The sequence below is a fragment of the Klebsiella sp. CN_Kp097 genome (assembly GCF_040064495.1).
Lineage (GTDB): Bacteria > Pseudomonadota > Gammaproteobacteria > Enterobacterales > Enterobacteriaceae > Klebsiella > Klebsiella aerogenes.
Genome location: NZ_JBEAIL010000033.1, coordinates 71,872 through 85,336, shown reverse-complemented (window position 1 = coordinate 85,336; position 13,465 = coordinate 71,872). Strand labels below are relative to the sequence as shown.

Genomic DNA, 13,465 nt, shown 5'->3' with positions numbered 1-13,465 from the left:
ATGTCGTATACACCAATGGGCGATCTCGGGCAGCAGGGTCTGTTTGATATCACCCGTATTTTATTACAGCAGCCCGATCTGGCCGCGCTGAGCGAAACGCTAACCCGTCTGGTGCAGCAATCCGCGCTTGCCGACCGGGCGGCGATTATCTTGTGGAACCACGGCAACCATCGCGCCGCCAGGTACGCCTGCGACGACGCCGGGCAGCCGGCAAGCTACGAAGATGAAACCGTACTGGCGCACGGCCCGGTACGCCGCCTGCTGTCGCGCCCCGACGCGCTACATTGCGACAACGCGACCTTCGCCGAAACCTGGCCGCAGCTGGCCGCCAGCGGCATTTACCCGGAATTCGGCTACTACTGTCTGCTGCCGCTGGCGGCGGAAGGCCGCATTTTCGGCGGTTGTGAATTCATCCGCGACGACAACCGGCCATGGAGCGAAAAAGAGTACCAGCGCCTGCATACTTTCGCGCAGATTGTCGCCGTCGTCACCGAGCAGATCCAAAGCCGGGTCAGCAACAACGTCGATTACGACCTGCTGTGCCACGAGCGCGATAACTTCCGCATCCTGGTGGCCATCACCAACGCCGTCCTGTCGCGCCTCGATATTGACGAGCTGGTCAGCGAGGTGGCGAAAGAGATCCACCGCTATTTCCGCATCGACGCCATCAGCGTGGTGCTGCGCAGCAACCGCCAAGGCAAGCTCAACATCTACTCTACCCACTATCTCGACGCCAGCCATCCGGTCCACGACCAAAGCGAAGTCGATGAAGCCGGCACGCTAACCGAGCGGGTGTTTAAGAGCAAAGAGATGCTGTTACTCAATCTGCACGAACATGACTCGCTGGCGCCGTATGAAAAAATGCTCTTCGAGATGTGGGATAACCAGATCCAGACCCTGTGCCTGTTACCGCTCATGTCCGGCAATACGCTGCTCGGGGTACTTAAGCTGGCGCAGTGCGATGAGCAAGTATTTACCACCACCAACCTTAAACTGCTGCGGCAAATCGCCGAGCGCGTATCGATAGCTATCGATAACGCCCTCGCCTACCGCGAGATCCAGCGTCTGAAAGAACGGCTGGTGGATGAAAACCTGGCGCTCACTGAACAGCTCAACAACGTCGAAAGCGAGTTCGGCGAAATCATCGGTCGCAGCGAAGCGATGCACAGCGTGCTTAAACAGGTGGAGATGGTGGCGCAGAGCGACAGTACGGTGCTGATCCTCGGTGAAACCGGCACCGGTAAGGAACTGATTGCCCGCGCTATTCATAACCTGAGCGGGCGCAACGGCCGACGGATGGTGAAAATGAACTGCGCGGCGATGCCCGCGGGCCTGCTGGAAAGCGATCTGTTCGGCCACGAGCGCGGCGCTTTTACCGGCGCCAGCGCCCAGCGCATCGGCCGTTTCGAACTAGCGGACAAAAGCTCGCTGTTCCTCGATGAGGTCGGCGATATGCCGCTGGAGCTGCAGCCGAAGCTGCTGCGCGTTCTCCAGGAGCAGGAATTCGAACGCCTGGGCAGTAATAAACTGATTCAGACCGATGTACGGCTGATCGCCGCCACCAACCGCGATCTCAAACAGATGGTTATCGATCGTGAATTCCGCAGCGATCTTTACTATCGGCTCAATGTGTTCCCGATCCACCTACCGCCGCTGCGCGAACGGCCGGACGATATTCCGCTGCTGGTGAAAGCGTTCACCTTCAAAATCGCCCGCCGTCTGGGGCGCAACATCGACAGTATTCCGGCGGAGACCCTGCGTACGCTTTCGCGCATGGAGTGGCCGGGCAACGTGCGCGAGCTGGAAAACGTCGTCGAGCGCGCGGTGTTGTTAACCCGCGGCAACGTACTGCAACTGTCGCTGCCGGAAATGCATATTGAACAGGAGACGCTGGCGCCGGGAGTGCTGCCGGAGGAAGGCGAAGATGAATATCAGCTGATCGTCCGGGTACTGAAAGAGAGCAACGGCGTGGTGGCCGGGCCAAAAGGCGCCGCCCAGCGCTTGGGGCTCAAGCGCACGACGCTGCTGTCGCGAATGAAGCGTTTAGGCATTAATAAGGATCGGTTAGTCTAGCCCGGCGATATGTCTCTCATAGCGTGGAGATTCTCCCGGAGGCGGCGCATTGCGCCTTCTCCGGGCTACCAAATCGCGCGGGACCGTAGGTCGGATAAGCGTAGCGCCATCCGACAAAATAACGCGGCGCCCCATCAATTACCGGACCGAATCCGGATTACCCCTCCCTCCCCAATCCCTTCTCAGCCTAATCATTACGCCAACATCTAAATAAGAATTATTTTCATTTATAAATAGCTTGTGCTATATAACATAGCAAAGGCTATAAACGATGATTAATTAATCGCAATACCGTGAGGGATCCTATGACGCATCTGCCGCCGTTCAAGTGCCTGTTGTTCTCCGCCGCATTAGCGCTGCTTGCCATCGCCCCCGCTCAGGCGCAAGAAAAATTTAAAGTCATTACCACCTTCACCGTGATCGCCGATATGGCGCAGAACGTCGCCGGCGACGCCGCCGATGTCAGCTCAATCACCAAGCCGGGCGCGGAAATTCACGAATATCAACCGACGCCGGGCGATATCAAACGCGCGCAGGGGGCGAAGCTTATTCTCGCCAACGGTCTCAACCTCGAACTGTGGTTCGCCCGTTTTTATCAGCACCTGAACGGCGTACCGGAAGTGGTGGTCAGCAACGGTATCCAGCCGATGGGCATCAGCGATGGCCCCTACAACGGCAAACCTAATCCGCACGCCTGGATGTCGGCGGATAATGCGCTGATTTACGTCGATAACATTCGCGATGCGCTGGTGAAATACGATCCCGTCAATGCCGACACCTATCGCCGTAACGCCGAGGCCTACAAAGAGAAGATCCGCCAGACCATGGCGCCGCTGAAGGCCGAACTGGCGAAACTGCCGGCGGACAAACGCTGGCTGGTCACCAGCGAAGGCGCATTCTCCTATCTGGCGCGCGATAACGGCCTGCAGGAGCGTTATCTGTGGCCGATTAACGCCGACCAGCAGGGCACGCCGCAGCAGGTGCGTAAAACCATCGACACCATGAAGAAGGAGCATATCCCGACCATCTTCAGTGAAAGCACCATCTCCGACAAACCGGCGCGACAGGTCGCCCGTGAAGCCGGCGCCCACTATGGCGGCGTACTGTATGTTGACTCGCTAAGCGCCGCCGACGGCCCGGTGCCGACCTATCTTGACCTGCTGCGCGTCACCACCGAAACCATCGTCAAAGGGATCAACGATGGCCTGAGGAAACAGTCATGATTGCGCCGCAAGCGGGACTCATCGTCGACCAGGTCACGGTGACCTATCGCAACGGTCATACCGCCCTGCGCGATGCCTCGTTCAGCGTACCGCGCGGATCGATTGCCGCGCTGGTGGGGGTCAACGGCTCCGGTAAATCCACGTTGTTCAAAGCGCTGATGGGTTTCGTGCGCGTCGGCCACGGCGATATCGCCATTCTCGGCCAGCCGGTCAACCGCGCGCTACGGCAAAATCTTGTTGCCTACGTACCGCAATCGGAAGAGGTGGACTGGTCTTTTCCGGTGCTGGTGGAAGATGTAGTGATGATGGGCCGCTATGGTCATATGGGCTGGCTGCGGCGGGCGAAGCCCCGCGACCGGCAGATTGTCGATGCCGCGCTGGCCCGCGTAGGGATGAGCGAATACCGCAAAAGACAGATTGGCGAGCTCTCCGGCGGGCAGAAAAAGCGCGTGTTCCTCGCCCGCGCCATTGCTCAGGAAGGCAAAGTGATCCTGCTCGATGAGCCTTTTACCGGCGTCGATGTGCAGACCGAGGCGCGGATCATCACCCTGCTGCGAGAACTGCGCGACGAAGGCTGTACCATGCTGGTCTCTACCCATAACCTCGGTTCAGTCAGCGAATTTTGCGATTATACGGTGATGGTGAAAGGCACCGTGCTGGCCAGCGGCCCGACGGAGACCACCTTCACCGCCGAGAACCTGGAGCTGGCCTTCAGCGGCGTGTTGCGTCACGTCACGCTTACCGGCGCGGAAGAGCGCATTATTACCGACGATGAGCGGCCGTTTATCAGCCATCGCGCGGCGGGGGGCCAACGATGAGCTGGCTGCTGGAGCCGTTTGGCTATCAATACATGCTCAACGCGATGTGGGTCTCGGCATTAGTCGGCGGCGTCTGCGCCTTTCTCTCCTGCTACCTGATGCTCAAAGGCTGGTCGCTGATTGGCGACGCTCTCTCCCACTCGATCGTTCCCGGCGTCGCCGGCGCTTATATGCTTGGCCTGCCCTTTGCGCTGGGCGCGTTTCTCTCCGGCGGCCTGGCGGCAGGCAGCATGCTGTTTCTTAACCAGCGTTCGCGGCTTAAAGAGGACGCCATCATCGGGCTGATTTTCTCCTCGTTTTTCGGCATCGGTCTGTTTATGGTGTCGCTGAATCCGACCTCGGTGAACATTCAAACTATTATTCTCGGCAATATTCTCGCCATCGCTCCGGAGGATATTATCCAGCTGGCGGCAATTGGCTTTATTTCGATGGCGATCCTGTTGCTGAAGTGGAAAGACCTGATGGTCACCTTCTTCGATGAGAACCATGCCCGCTCGATTGGCCTTAACACCAGCGGCCTGAAGCTGCTGTTTTTCACCCTGCTGGCCGCCTGCACCGTGGCGGCGCTGCAAACCGTAGGCGCGTTTCTGGTCATCTGTCTGGTCGTGACGCCCGGCGCCACCGCCTGGCTGTTAACCGACCGCTTCCCGCGTCTGCTGGCCATTGCCGTCGCTATCGGCAGCCTGACCAGCTTCTTCGGCGCATGGCTGAGCTACTACCTTGATGGCGCCACCGGCGGCATCATCGTGGTGGCGCAGACGCTGCTGTTCTTAGCTACCTTTGTCTTCGCGCCGAAGCACGGCCTGCTGGCCAACCGCCGCCGCGCCAGGGAGGCCTCATGCTAACGATGCTGCTTGAACCATTACAGTTCCCGTTTATGGTCAACGCGATGCTGGTGGCGACGATCGTCGCCGTCCCCTGTGCGCTGCTGTCGGTATTTCTGGTATTAAAAGGCTGGGCGCTGATGGGCGATGCCATGAGCCACGCGGTGTTTCCCGGCGTGGTGGTGGCCTACATTATCGGCATCCCCTTCGCCATCGGCGCGTTTATTGCCGGCTTATTCTGCGCCGTCGCCACCGGTTTTCTCGACGATAACAGCCGCATCAAGCGCGATACCATCATGGGGATCGTCTTCTCGGGGATGTTCGGCGCCGGGCTGGTGCTGTACGTGGCGATTCAATCCGAGGTCCATCTCGACCATATTCTGTTTGGCGATATGCTGGGAATATCCGCCAGCGATATCGGGCAAACGGCGGTGATTGCGCTGGCGATTGCGCTGATTATCGGGCTAAAGTGGCGCGATTTTTTACTGCACGCCTTTGATCCCAATCAGGCCAAAGCCAGCGGCCTGCGCTGCGGGCTGCTGCATTATGGTCTGCTGTGCATGATCGCGCTGACTATCGTCGCGACGTTAAAGTCGGTGGGGATTATTCTGTCGATTTCGCTGCTGATAGCGCCCGGCGCTATCGCCCTGCTGCTGACGCGGCGCTTTGTCAGCGCATTATTGCTGGCAACGGTAATCGCCGTGGGCTGTTCGCTGGCGGGCGTCTGGCTGTCGTTTTATCTCGATAGCGCCCCGGCGCCAACCATCGTGGTGCTATTTACCGCGCTGTTCGTGCTGGCCTTTGTCGCCAGTACGGTCCGTGACGGTCAGAAACAGAGGGCGTCAGCAACGCTCCCCGGTGGCGGTTAACGCCAGCGCGAGCAGGGAGAATTGTCGGATGGCGCTACGCTTATCCGACCTACAGTCCGTGCGGCCTGCCTTTAATTTATTCACCATGCTGGCTGAAACTGCCGGTGTTGGTGGCCTCAAAATCGCTGAGACGTTCCCGGAAGGCCGGGGCAGCCCGCATGGATGCGGGCTGAGGGCCGTGATTTGCAAGGACGCTGCCTCGGCCCGACCCGAAGCCTGCAGGGATAAGTCGAAGGTACCACGAAGTGGCGATTTTGGCGGCCAGAGCCCGGGAGTACAGAGGGCGGCGGCGACTGGCCGCCCTCTGTGCGCTCCCTGCGCCACGGAAAACATATTGCATAAAAATCAAACGGGAGCGCAATATCCTCTGAAGCGACACTCGATAAACGTTTTTCTCAAGCGAAAAAGTTGCAAACCGATAGCAGTATCTACGATCCTTCAACCGCGATCCCGGTGCCGACGAAGCGCAGCGCAAACCGTGGAAAGGCCGCTATTTTTTCGGCCGGTATTTTTCCGGCAGCTCCGGCACCGGCCGCCTGTCGTCAATCAGGTGACGAATGGTCAGAATTGGATGCCGCCAGAGCATCCGCGGCCCGGCCCAGCGCATGATCCGCTTCATCTCTTCTCGCTTCGCCGGCTGATAGCAGTGTACCGGACACTGTTTACAGGCCGGCTTCTCTTCGCCAAATACGCACTTATCCAGCCGCTTGTCGGCGTAAGCGTTAAGCGCCAGGTAATGTTCGCCGTCGTTGCGCGCATCCGGGCAGCGGCGCTGATAAAGCCTGATCATATTGCCGATAGTCTTCTTTTCGCGATCGATGCGTTTGCCCATGTCACAGCCTCAAGCCAATAAGATGCATTGATTATACACCTTTGTGTCTGTCAGGGCATCTCACTGCTTCAGATGCTGGATTAACTGCAGCGCGGCTCCGGATAACACGCCAAAATGGCTCCAGGCATAGAAATCTCGGACAAACACGCTGCCCTCCGCCTCCAGCGGGCGCAACAATCCAAGCTTCTCTTCCAGTCGATAGACGGGGGCAGGCATTGACGTTAAAAGATCGCTCTCAGCGATAAAGGATTTTATCGCCGCGGATGAAGCGCACTCGATAATAGGAACCGGACAGGGTAACTGATGCGAGCGAAAAATATCTTCAAGGATAAGCATCGGCGTGCTTAATGGCGGCGGCATGATCCACGGATAGTCGAGCATCGCCGCAAGCGACAGACGTTTTTCTTTTTGTAGCGGATGGCCTGGCCTTGAAATGATACAAATACGATCCTGCCAGTTAATTTTTCCACGAACTACGATTTTATCGTCGTGCGGTAAAGGCCCGCAGAGGGCGATATCAATTTCATGCATCAGCAGCAACTTAAACAACTCTGAGTCAATGCGGTCGAATATTTTGATGTGTATCCGGGGATGGCGTTTATGAAAGGCGGCTAATTTATCAATAAAATGGCTGGTTAACAGACTGGATACGCAGCCGATTCTCAAAATCCCCTTGCCCGCCCCGCGGATCAGCGCCATCTCCTCTCTGGCTTTATTCTCCGTGTTCAACATTGTCATGGCATAGGGTAAAAACGCGCTGCCATACTCGCTTAACGCCATTCCATGCTTATGCCGTTCAAATAAGGTGGCATTCAGATCCTCCTCCAGGGTCAGCAATAGTCGGCTGAGCCCGGATTGCGTAATCCCCATTTTCTCCGCAGCCAGGGTTAAATTTCCTTCGCTGGCGACGGTCAGAAAGGCTTGTATCTGTTTCATTTTCATAGCCATGACAATTACTCATTGAACGAATTATTTTTACATTTCCCTGACGCTTCTTTTTGCGTCAAGAATGCAGTAAGCAACGAAAAAAAAGAATAGTGCAACAGCGGCGCATTTCCGTGGGAAACACTCTCAATATTTATAGATCAACACCCTGACCCTAACGATAATTTATAATGAGAATAAATCACTATGACACAGAACAACATTCTATTAATCCTCGGCGCTATTTTACCCGTTATCATTACCGTTCTCATTGGCTATATCAGCGGTAAACGCAAAGACTTCAACTGGCAGCAGGCTGGTGATATTAATAAAATTGTGATGCTGTATGCTTTACCGCTGAGTATTTTCAGTAATATGGTCATGACGCCGCGGCATATCGTGATGAGCATGGGGCCGGTCGCTATCGCCATTATCCTGGCGCTAATTCTGAGTTTCCTTATTCCCTTAGCTATCGCCCGTTATATCTGTAAACGCTCCCTGGCGCTCAGTACCCTACAGGCTCTGGCCATCGGCTCGCCGGCCGTTCCCTTCATTGGCACCTCGGTACTGGCTTTTTTATTCGGCATCGTCAGCGCCTCACTCATTACTGTTTCCAGTATTACGCAAAATGTCTTCCAGCTCCCGCTGGTGATGATTCTGATGTCCGTTGCAACGGGGGATAAAAGCCAGAATATCTCTTTTGCCACGCGGGTCATCAACGCCATCAAGCAGCCGGTGGTATGGTCGCCGGTTGTCGCGCTGATATTAGTATTAATGGATATTCATATTCCAGAAACCGTATCAATGTCGCTAGGTCTGCTGGGTAAGGCCTCCGGCGGACTGGCGCTGTTTGCCGCAGGCATCGTGCTCTATACTCGCAGCATTGTCATCACCTCCGCCACCATTATTACCGTCATCGCCCGTAATATTCTGGTGCCCGGTGCCTGCTACCTCATTTTGTTAAAAATGGGTTTCAGCATGGAGCAAATAAAACAAGTGGTATTAACGATGGCGATTCCTGTGGGCTCGATCGCCATTATTATTGCTATGCAATATAAGTCCGGCGAGCAAGAAATGGCCTCGACCATGGCGCTAAGTATTATTACTTCCATCATTACGATGGGCGCATTTATTTTCCTGACCTTTTAATCACGGCGATAACATCGCGTTAATCCGGAGAGAATATGACTTCTATCACTGTATCGGCCGCTGAATTATTACTGCACCGGCTTCAGGCCCTCGACGTGGCCTATATTTTTATTAATTCGGGTACCGATTATCCCCCGGTTATTGAAGCGTGGGCCAAAATGCGCGCCACGGGACAACAGGTACCGGAGCTGGTGATATGTCCCCACGAGAACGCCGCTATTGGCATGGCCCATGGCTATTATCTCGGGAGCGGGAAAGTGCAGGCCGTCATGGTTCACACTAACGTAGGCCTGGCCAATGCCGCCTGCGGCGTCATCAATCTGGCCAACAGCAATATTCCGGTACTGATTTTTGGCGGACGCACGCCGATTAGCGAGCATTCACACTTTGGTTGTCGCAACACGCCGATTGGCTACGGCCAGGAGATGCGCGATCAGGCGGCGCTCATTCGCGAGTCGGTGAAATGGGACTTTGAATTACGCATTGCCGATCAGATCGGCGAGCATGTTGACAGAGCATGGGCGATAGCCCGTTCATTGCCAAAGGGGCCGGTGTATTTGAGCCTGCCGCGCGAGCCGCTATGCGAAACGTTCACGATCGATGAACAAGCGCTCTATGCCTCCCCCACCCAGCAGCCGGTACGCTACGCGCCAACGCGGGCGGATATTGCCAGCGCCGCCGATGCGATAGCCAATGCCAGACAGCCGGTCATCTTCGCCCAGCGTGGCGCGAGAACGGCTGGAGGCTTTGCGCGGCTCAATACCCTGGTTAAGGAGTGGGCTATTCCGGTGGTGGAATACTGGGGTACTGAAGTCACCCTTAGCAGCGACAATCCTATGCTGACCGGCAGCGATCCCGAAGGCTGGCTTTCTGCCGCCGACGTCATCATCGTTATCGACTCACAGGCCCCGTGGATCATCGAAGAAAGCCGCTGCAACGACAGCTGTAAGGTGATCCAGATCGGCCCCGATCCGCTTTTTTCCCGCTACCCCGTCCGCGGTTATCGCGCCGATATTAACCTGGCCGGAGAAACCGACGAGGTATTCGAACTTTTACAAGAGGCGCTCCAGCCGCATGTGGCGGCGAAGCAACGGCAGGTGGCTGAACGAGAAAAGCATGTGCTTAACCTGATACAACACGCGAAGAACCAACGTGAAGCCCTCCTCCACGCCAACCAAAAAGGGGCGATTGGCAAACCCTGGATGAGTTACTGTCTGGGTCAGCTTGCCAATCAACATCAGGGGAAGATCGTCTCTGAACTGACAACAATGCCGCAGTTTGCCGGCCTGACTCAGGCGGACAGTTATTATCAGGAAGCGCTGGCGGGCGGTCTGGGTGAAGCGTTGCCCATCGCCTTAGGGCTGCAGCTCGCCCGGCGGGGTGAGCTTATCATCGCCGCCGTTGGCGACGGCTCCTATCTCTTTGCCAATCCGGCGGTGTGTCATCACATCGCGGAAGTGATGAAGCTTCCCGTGCTGGTGGTGGTCGGCAACAATGGCGGCTGGGGAGCGGTGGCGGGCGGCACCCGGGCGCTCTATCCCGACGGCTATGCTGCTAAAATGGACGCGATCCCGGCCACCGCGTTCTCGTCGTCGCCAGATTTCGCCGCGCTCGCCGCCTCCAGCCGCGCGGCTGCGCTGACGGTTTCGCTGGCGGAAGATCTCCCCGGGGTACTGGAAGAGGCGGTCGCTATTATTCGCACTCGCCGACAAAGCGTACTGGTCAACGTTGAACTAGGACGTTAATCGCAGCCAGCCGTTTTAGATCTGCTTCCCGGCATTATCCACGTGCCCCAGCGCTTTTTCCGGGAAGCAGACGTCCCTCACCCGCCGTTTCAGTTCAGCCGCATCCGGAAAACCGCCGTCCTGCTTACGCTCCCAGATTTGTACCCCGTCAACGGTTACCACAAAAATGCCGCCGGTACCGGGCACCAGCGTGACCGAAGCGATATCGGTACTAAAGGTATGCAGCAGCTCCTGGGCCATCCAGCTGGCGCGCAGCATCCAGTTGCATTGGGAACAGTAGTGAATGGTAATCATCGCTTTATGGCTCATGTTGGCTTGCTCCCGTCCGCACGAATGTAAACAAAATGCAGAATATACCCGTCATACTTCAAGTTGCATGTGCGTTGGCTTCCTCGCTCACCCCAGTCACTTACTTGAGTAAGCTCCTGGGGATTCTCTGCGTCGCCGCCTGCCTGCAACTCGAATTATTTAGGGTATAGGTAAATATTTTGTTGCAAACGATAATACCTATCATTACCATTCGCAATTACTAAATCAGGAATACCACTGTCCGCCAGGGAAAACACGGACCAACCTGCACTCTGGAAGTAACGCGTGAGCCGATACTAATAATTATCAAGGCGTGGCTACAAATGTACAAATCGACTCAATCAGCAGCATGGTGTAAGAAAAGCCTGCTGGCGACTTCTCTGCTCGCAGCAATCGCGCAGAATGCCGCTATCGCGGCCGTGACCCAGGATAACACGACGGATAGCGCGGAACAGATGGTGGTGACCGCCCCGGCCCCACAGCTGAAAGCCGGCAGCGAGCATTCGGTGAGCGCGCAGGAACTGCAGGACAAAGGCGCCAACGACTTCGGCTCAATCATGCGTTATGAACCCCTCATCAGCGCCACCGGCTCCAGCGGCGGTTCCGGCAACGGTAAAAGCGGTTTCGATCGCGGCGGCTATACCGGCTACAACATCCGCGGCCTCGAAAGCAACCGTGTCGGCATCGATGTTGACGGCATTGCCCAGCCAAACGCCACCGGCCGCGGCTACGTTGGCCGTTCCGGCCTCAACACCTTTGGCATTGGCCGCGATTATATCGACCCCTATATGTACGGCAGCGTGGATATTCAGTCGGGCGCCACCTCAACCGAGACCGCTAACAGCTCAATCGGCGGCAACGTCTCCTTCCGCCCGAAATCGGCGGATGACTATCTGCGCCCGGGCAAAACCAGCGCCTTTGGCTACCAGAGCGGCTACGACTCTTCCGACCGCAGCTGGCATAACGGCGTCACCGTCGCCGGCGGCGATGAAACGCTGCGCGGCATTTTCGTCTACAGCCGCCGTGATGGCCAGGAAACCGAGAACAACAGCGGTAGCGTCGACGCTTACCCGGCAAACTGGCACTCTGACGCGTTTATGGCCTCCGGTATCTGGCAGCCGAATGATGAACATAAGTTCACCAGCACCTTCGACTACTATCACAAGACCAACCACAGCCACTTCGATTCGTGGGACTCCAGCGGTAACAGCGTGATCGGCACCGCCAACCAAACCAACCAGACGCGGCGCTGGGGGCTGAGCCTGAAAGACGACTGGACGCCGATGAACGATTACATCGACAGCGTCTCGACCAAGGTTTACTACCAGCATACCGAGGCTCACGACTGGACCTGGATGCCGGATAGCGTCACCCGCAAAATGCAGACGGTCAATTCCGACTACGATACCGATACCTGGGGCCTGCAGACCGCGCTCGCGAAAAGCATCGGCCGCCACGACCTGAGCGCCGGTTTTAACGCCAGCACGACCAAAACCCAGCGGCCATTTAGCCAGTCGCCGATCCCCAGCGTCTACAGCGAAATTATGCAGCCGGAAGCGGACAGCCGTAGCTACACCCTCGGCGGTTACGTGCAGGATCAGATCAACTTCGATCTCGATAGCCACAACTTCGCGATTATTCCCGGCGTACGCGTGACGCATCAGTCCACTAAACCGGAAGATCTGTCCGATCTTAGCGCCAACAGCAGCGTGCTCACCGAATCGTCGGTGGCGAATCTGTATGGTAAAAACAGCGACACCCAGGTGCTGCCGTCACTGACGTTCCAGTACGACATTACGCCGCGGCTGATGACCTATCTGCAGTACCAGCGCGGCGCGCAGTTCCCGAATGCCAGCCAGCTGTATGGTTCGTGGAACCTGGGCTCCAGCTATGCCGGCAGCCAGCAGTACGCGCTAATCGGTAACAACGATCTGAAAACCGAGACCAGCGACAATATTGAATGGGGTATCAAGGGCGAAGTCACCGAAGGCATCACCGTGCGTACCGCGCTGTTCTACAACAGCTATAAGAACTTTATCGCCTATACGCGTTATTCGCGCGCCAACAATCCGGGTAAATTCACTAACGTCCCGTCGAATATTTACACCATTTATCAAGCGGAAAACCGCGATAAGGCCTATATCTACGGCGGCGAGATCAGCACTAAATTTAACTTCGGCACCTGGTTTGAGCAGGTGGATGGCCTGAGCGCCACCCTCGCCTGGGGCTATAGCGAAGGGAAATCGAAATCCAGCTACTACGGCGATAAATACGTCGACCTCGACAGCGTCGCGCCGATGAAAGCGATCGTCGGCGTGGCGTGGGACGATCCAGCTAAGCGCTACGGTACGGCGCTGACCGCCACCTTTGTTAAGGGCAAACAGGCCACCGCCACCAGCCGCGAGAGCTACAACAACACCGGCTCCGCCATCGCCGATTCCAGCACCGAATATATGCGCGTGCCGGGCTACGGCATGCTGGACTGGACCGCTTACTGGCAGGTGGCGAAGAACGTTCGCCTCAACGGCGGGGTTTACAACATTACCGACCGTAAATACTGGGACTACCTGAGCAGCCGCAACATCGAGACCAGTACCAATCAGGATGCCAACGATAAAGCGCTGGCTGTGATGCCCGGAAGGACCTGGCAACTGGGCGTGAATATCGATTTCTGATCGCCCGAATAATAACAAACCTGC

At 56.7% G+C, this 13,465-nt stretch carries 11 protein-coding genes; 8 read left to right on the top strand and 3 right to left on the bottom strand.

Features of this window, described 5'->3' with window-relative positions:
* The 5 genes from flhA to ABLV07_RS24065 all read left to right on the top strand — a co-directional run bounded on the left by flhA (nucleotide 1) and on the right by ABLV07_RS24065 (nucleotide 5,807).
* Complete coding sequence (flhA, locus tag ABLV07_RS24085) at nucleotides 1-2,073, top strand: formate hydrogenlyase transcriptional activator FlhA (RefSeq protein WP_348853856.1); 2,073 nt, start codon at nucleotides 1-3, stop codon at nucleotides 2,071-2,073.
* A gap of 305 nt (nucleotides 2,074-2,378) precedes the next feature.
* A complete protein-coding gene (locus ABLV07_RS24080; RefSeq protein ID WP_015370017.1) occupies nucleotides 2,379-3,296 on the top strand; it encodes a metal ABC transporter substrate-binding protein in 918 nt (305 codons plus the stop codon).
* Nucleotides 3,293-4,114: a manganese/iron ABC transporter ATP-binding protein gene (locus tag ABLV07_RS24075; protein ID WP_047740375.1), complete on the top strand. Its 822-nt coding sequence runs from the start codon at nucleotides 3,293-3,295 to the stop codon at nucleotides 4,112-4,114. Before ABLV07_RS24080 ends, ABLV07_RS24075 begins: the two co-directional genes overlap by 4 nt.
* Nucleotides 4,111-4,959, top strand: a complete 849-nt coding sequence (gene sitC / locus ABLV07_RS24070; protein ID WP_015370015.1) for an iron/manganese ABC transporter permease subunit SitC — start codon at nucleotides 4,111-4,113, stop codon at nucleotides 4,957-4,959. Before ABLV07_RS24075 ends, sitC begins: the two co-directional genes overlap by 4 nt.
* The gene (locus ABLV07_RS24065; RefSeq protein ID WP_020078092.1) at nucleotides 4,953-5,807 is read left to right on the top strand and encodes a metal ABC transporter permease; all 855 of its coding nucleotides are present in this window, start codon (nucleotides 4,953-4,955) and stop codon (nucleotides 5,805-5,807) included. Before sitC ends, ABLV07_RS24065 begins: the two co-directional genes overlap by 7 nt.
* A gap of 490 nt (nucleotides 5,808-6,297) precedes the next feature.
* Here the strand turns inward: ABLV07_RS24065 and ABLV07_RS24060 are convergent, their stop codons facing one another.
* The gene (locus tag ABLV07_RS24060) at nucleotides 6,298-6,639 is read right to left on the bottom strand and encodes a nitrous oxide-stimulated promoter family protein (protein WP_015370013.1); all 342 of its coding nucleotides are present in this window, start codon (nucleotides 6,637-6,639) and stop codon (nucleotides 6,298-6,300) included.
* Between the two features lie 60 nt (nucleotides 6,640-6,699).
* Nucleotides 6,700-7,587, bottom strand: coding sequence for a LysR family transcriptional regulator (locus ABLV07_RS24055; RefSeq protein ID WP_116326755.1), 888 nt, complete (start codon nucleotides 7,585-7,587; stop codon nucleotides 6,700-6,702).
* Between the two features lie 183 nt (nucleotides 7,588-7,770).
* Here ABLV07_RS24055 and ABLV07_RS24050 point away from each other — a divergent pair, with 183 nt between their 5' ends.
* Together ABLV07_RS24050 and ABLV07_RS24045 are read left to right on the top strand one after the other, a co-directional pair.
* Complete coding sequence (locus tag ABLV07_RS24050) at nucleotides 7,771-8,712, top strand: AEC family transporter (RefSeq protein ID WP_230250039.1); 942 nt, start codon at nucleotides 7,771-7,773, stop codon at nucleotides 8,710-8,712.
* 35 nt (nucleotides 8,713-8,747) lie between these two features.
* Nucleotides 8,748-10,457, top strand: a complete 1,710-nt coding sequence (locus ABLV07_RS24045) for a thiamine pyrophosphate-requiring protein (protein ID WP_348853854.1) — start codon at nucleotides 8,748-8,750, stop codon at nucleotides 10,455-10,457.
* 15 nt (nucleotides 10,458-10,472) lie between these two features.
* Here ABLV07_RS24045 and ABLV07_RS24040 read toward each other — a convergent pair whose 3' ends face one another.
* Nucleotides 10,473-10,766, bottom strand: coding sequence for a SelT/SelW/SelH family protein (locus tag ABLV07_RS24040; RefSeq protein ID WP_015703275.1), 294 nt, complete (start codon nucleotides 10,764-10,766; stop codon nucleotides 10,473-10,475).
* Between the two features lie 323 nt (nucleotides 10,767-11,089).
* On the opposite strand from ABLV07_RS24040, the gene ABLV07_RS24035 reads away from it, so the two are divergent.
* Nucleotides 11,090-13,441: a TonB-dependent receptor gene (locus tag ABLV07_RS24035; RefSeq protein ID WP_230250031.1), complete on the top strand. Its 2,352-nt coding sequence runs from the start codon at nucleotides 11,090-11,092 to the stop codon at nucleotides 13,439-13,441.
* Nucleotides 13,442-13,465 lie beyond the last annotated feature (24 nt).

What these genes read in the sequence shown, in the direction of transcription:
- flhA (WP_348853856.1), top strand. Translation starts at nt 1, where the DNA reads ATGTCGTATACACCAATGGGCGATCTCGGGCAGCAGGGTCTGTTTGAT.
- ABLV07_RS24080 (WP_015370017.1), top strand. Translation starts at nt 2,379, where the DNA reads ATGACGCATCTGCCGCCGTTCAAGTGCCTGTTGTTCTCCGCCGCATTA.
- ABLV07_RS24075 (WP_047740375.1), top strand. Translation starts at nt 3,293, where the DNA reads ATGATTGCGCCGCAAGCGGGACTCATCGTCGACCAGGTCACGGTGACC.
- sitC (WP_015370015.1), top strand. Translation starts at nt 4,111, where the DNA reads ATGAGCTGGCTGCTGGAGCCGTTTGGCTATCAATACATGCTCAACGCG.
- ABLV07_RS24065 (WP_020078092.1), top strand. Translation starts at nt 4,953, where the DNA reads ATGCTAACGATGCTGCTTGAACCATTACAGTTCCCGTTTATGGTCAAC.
- ABLV07_RS24060 (WP_015370013.1), bottom strand. Translation starts at nt 6,639, where the DNA reads ATGGGCAAACGCATCGATCGCGAAAAGAAGACTATCGGCAATATGATC.
- ABLV07_RS24055 (WP_116326755.1), bottom strand. Translation starts at nt 7,587, where the DNA reads ATGGCTATGAAAATGAAACAGATACAAGCCTTTCTGACCGTCGCCAGC.
- ABLV07_RS24050 (WP_230250039.1), top strand. Translation starts at nt 7,771, where the DNA reads ATGACACAGAACAACATTCTATTAATCCTCGGCGCTATTTTACCCGTT.
- ABLV07_RS24045 (WP_348853854.1), top strand. Translation starts at nt 8,748, where the DNA reads ATGACTTCTATCACTGTATCGGCCGCTGAATTATTACTGCACCGGCTT.
- ABLV07_RS24040 (WP_015703275.1), bottom strand. Translation starts at nt 10,766, where the DNA reads ATGAGCCATAAAGCGATGATTACCATTCACTACTGTTCCCAATGCAAC.
- ABLV07_RS24035 (WP_230250031.1), top strand. Translation starts at nt 11,090, where the DNA reads ATGTACAAATCGACTCAATCAGCAGCATGGTGTAAGAAAAGCCTGCTG.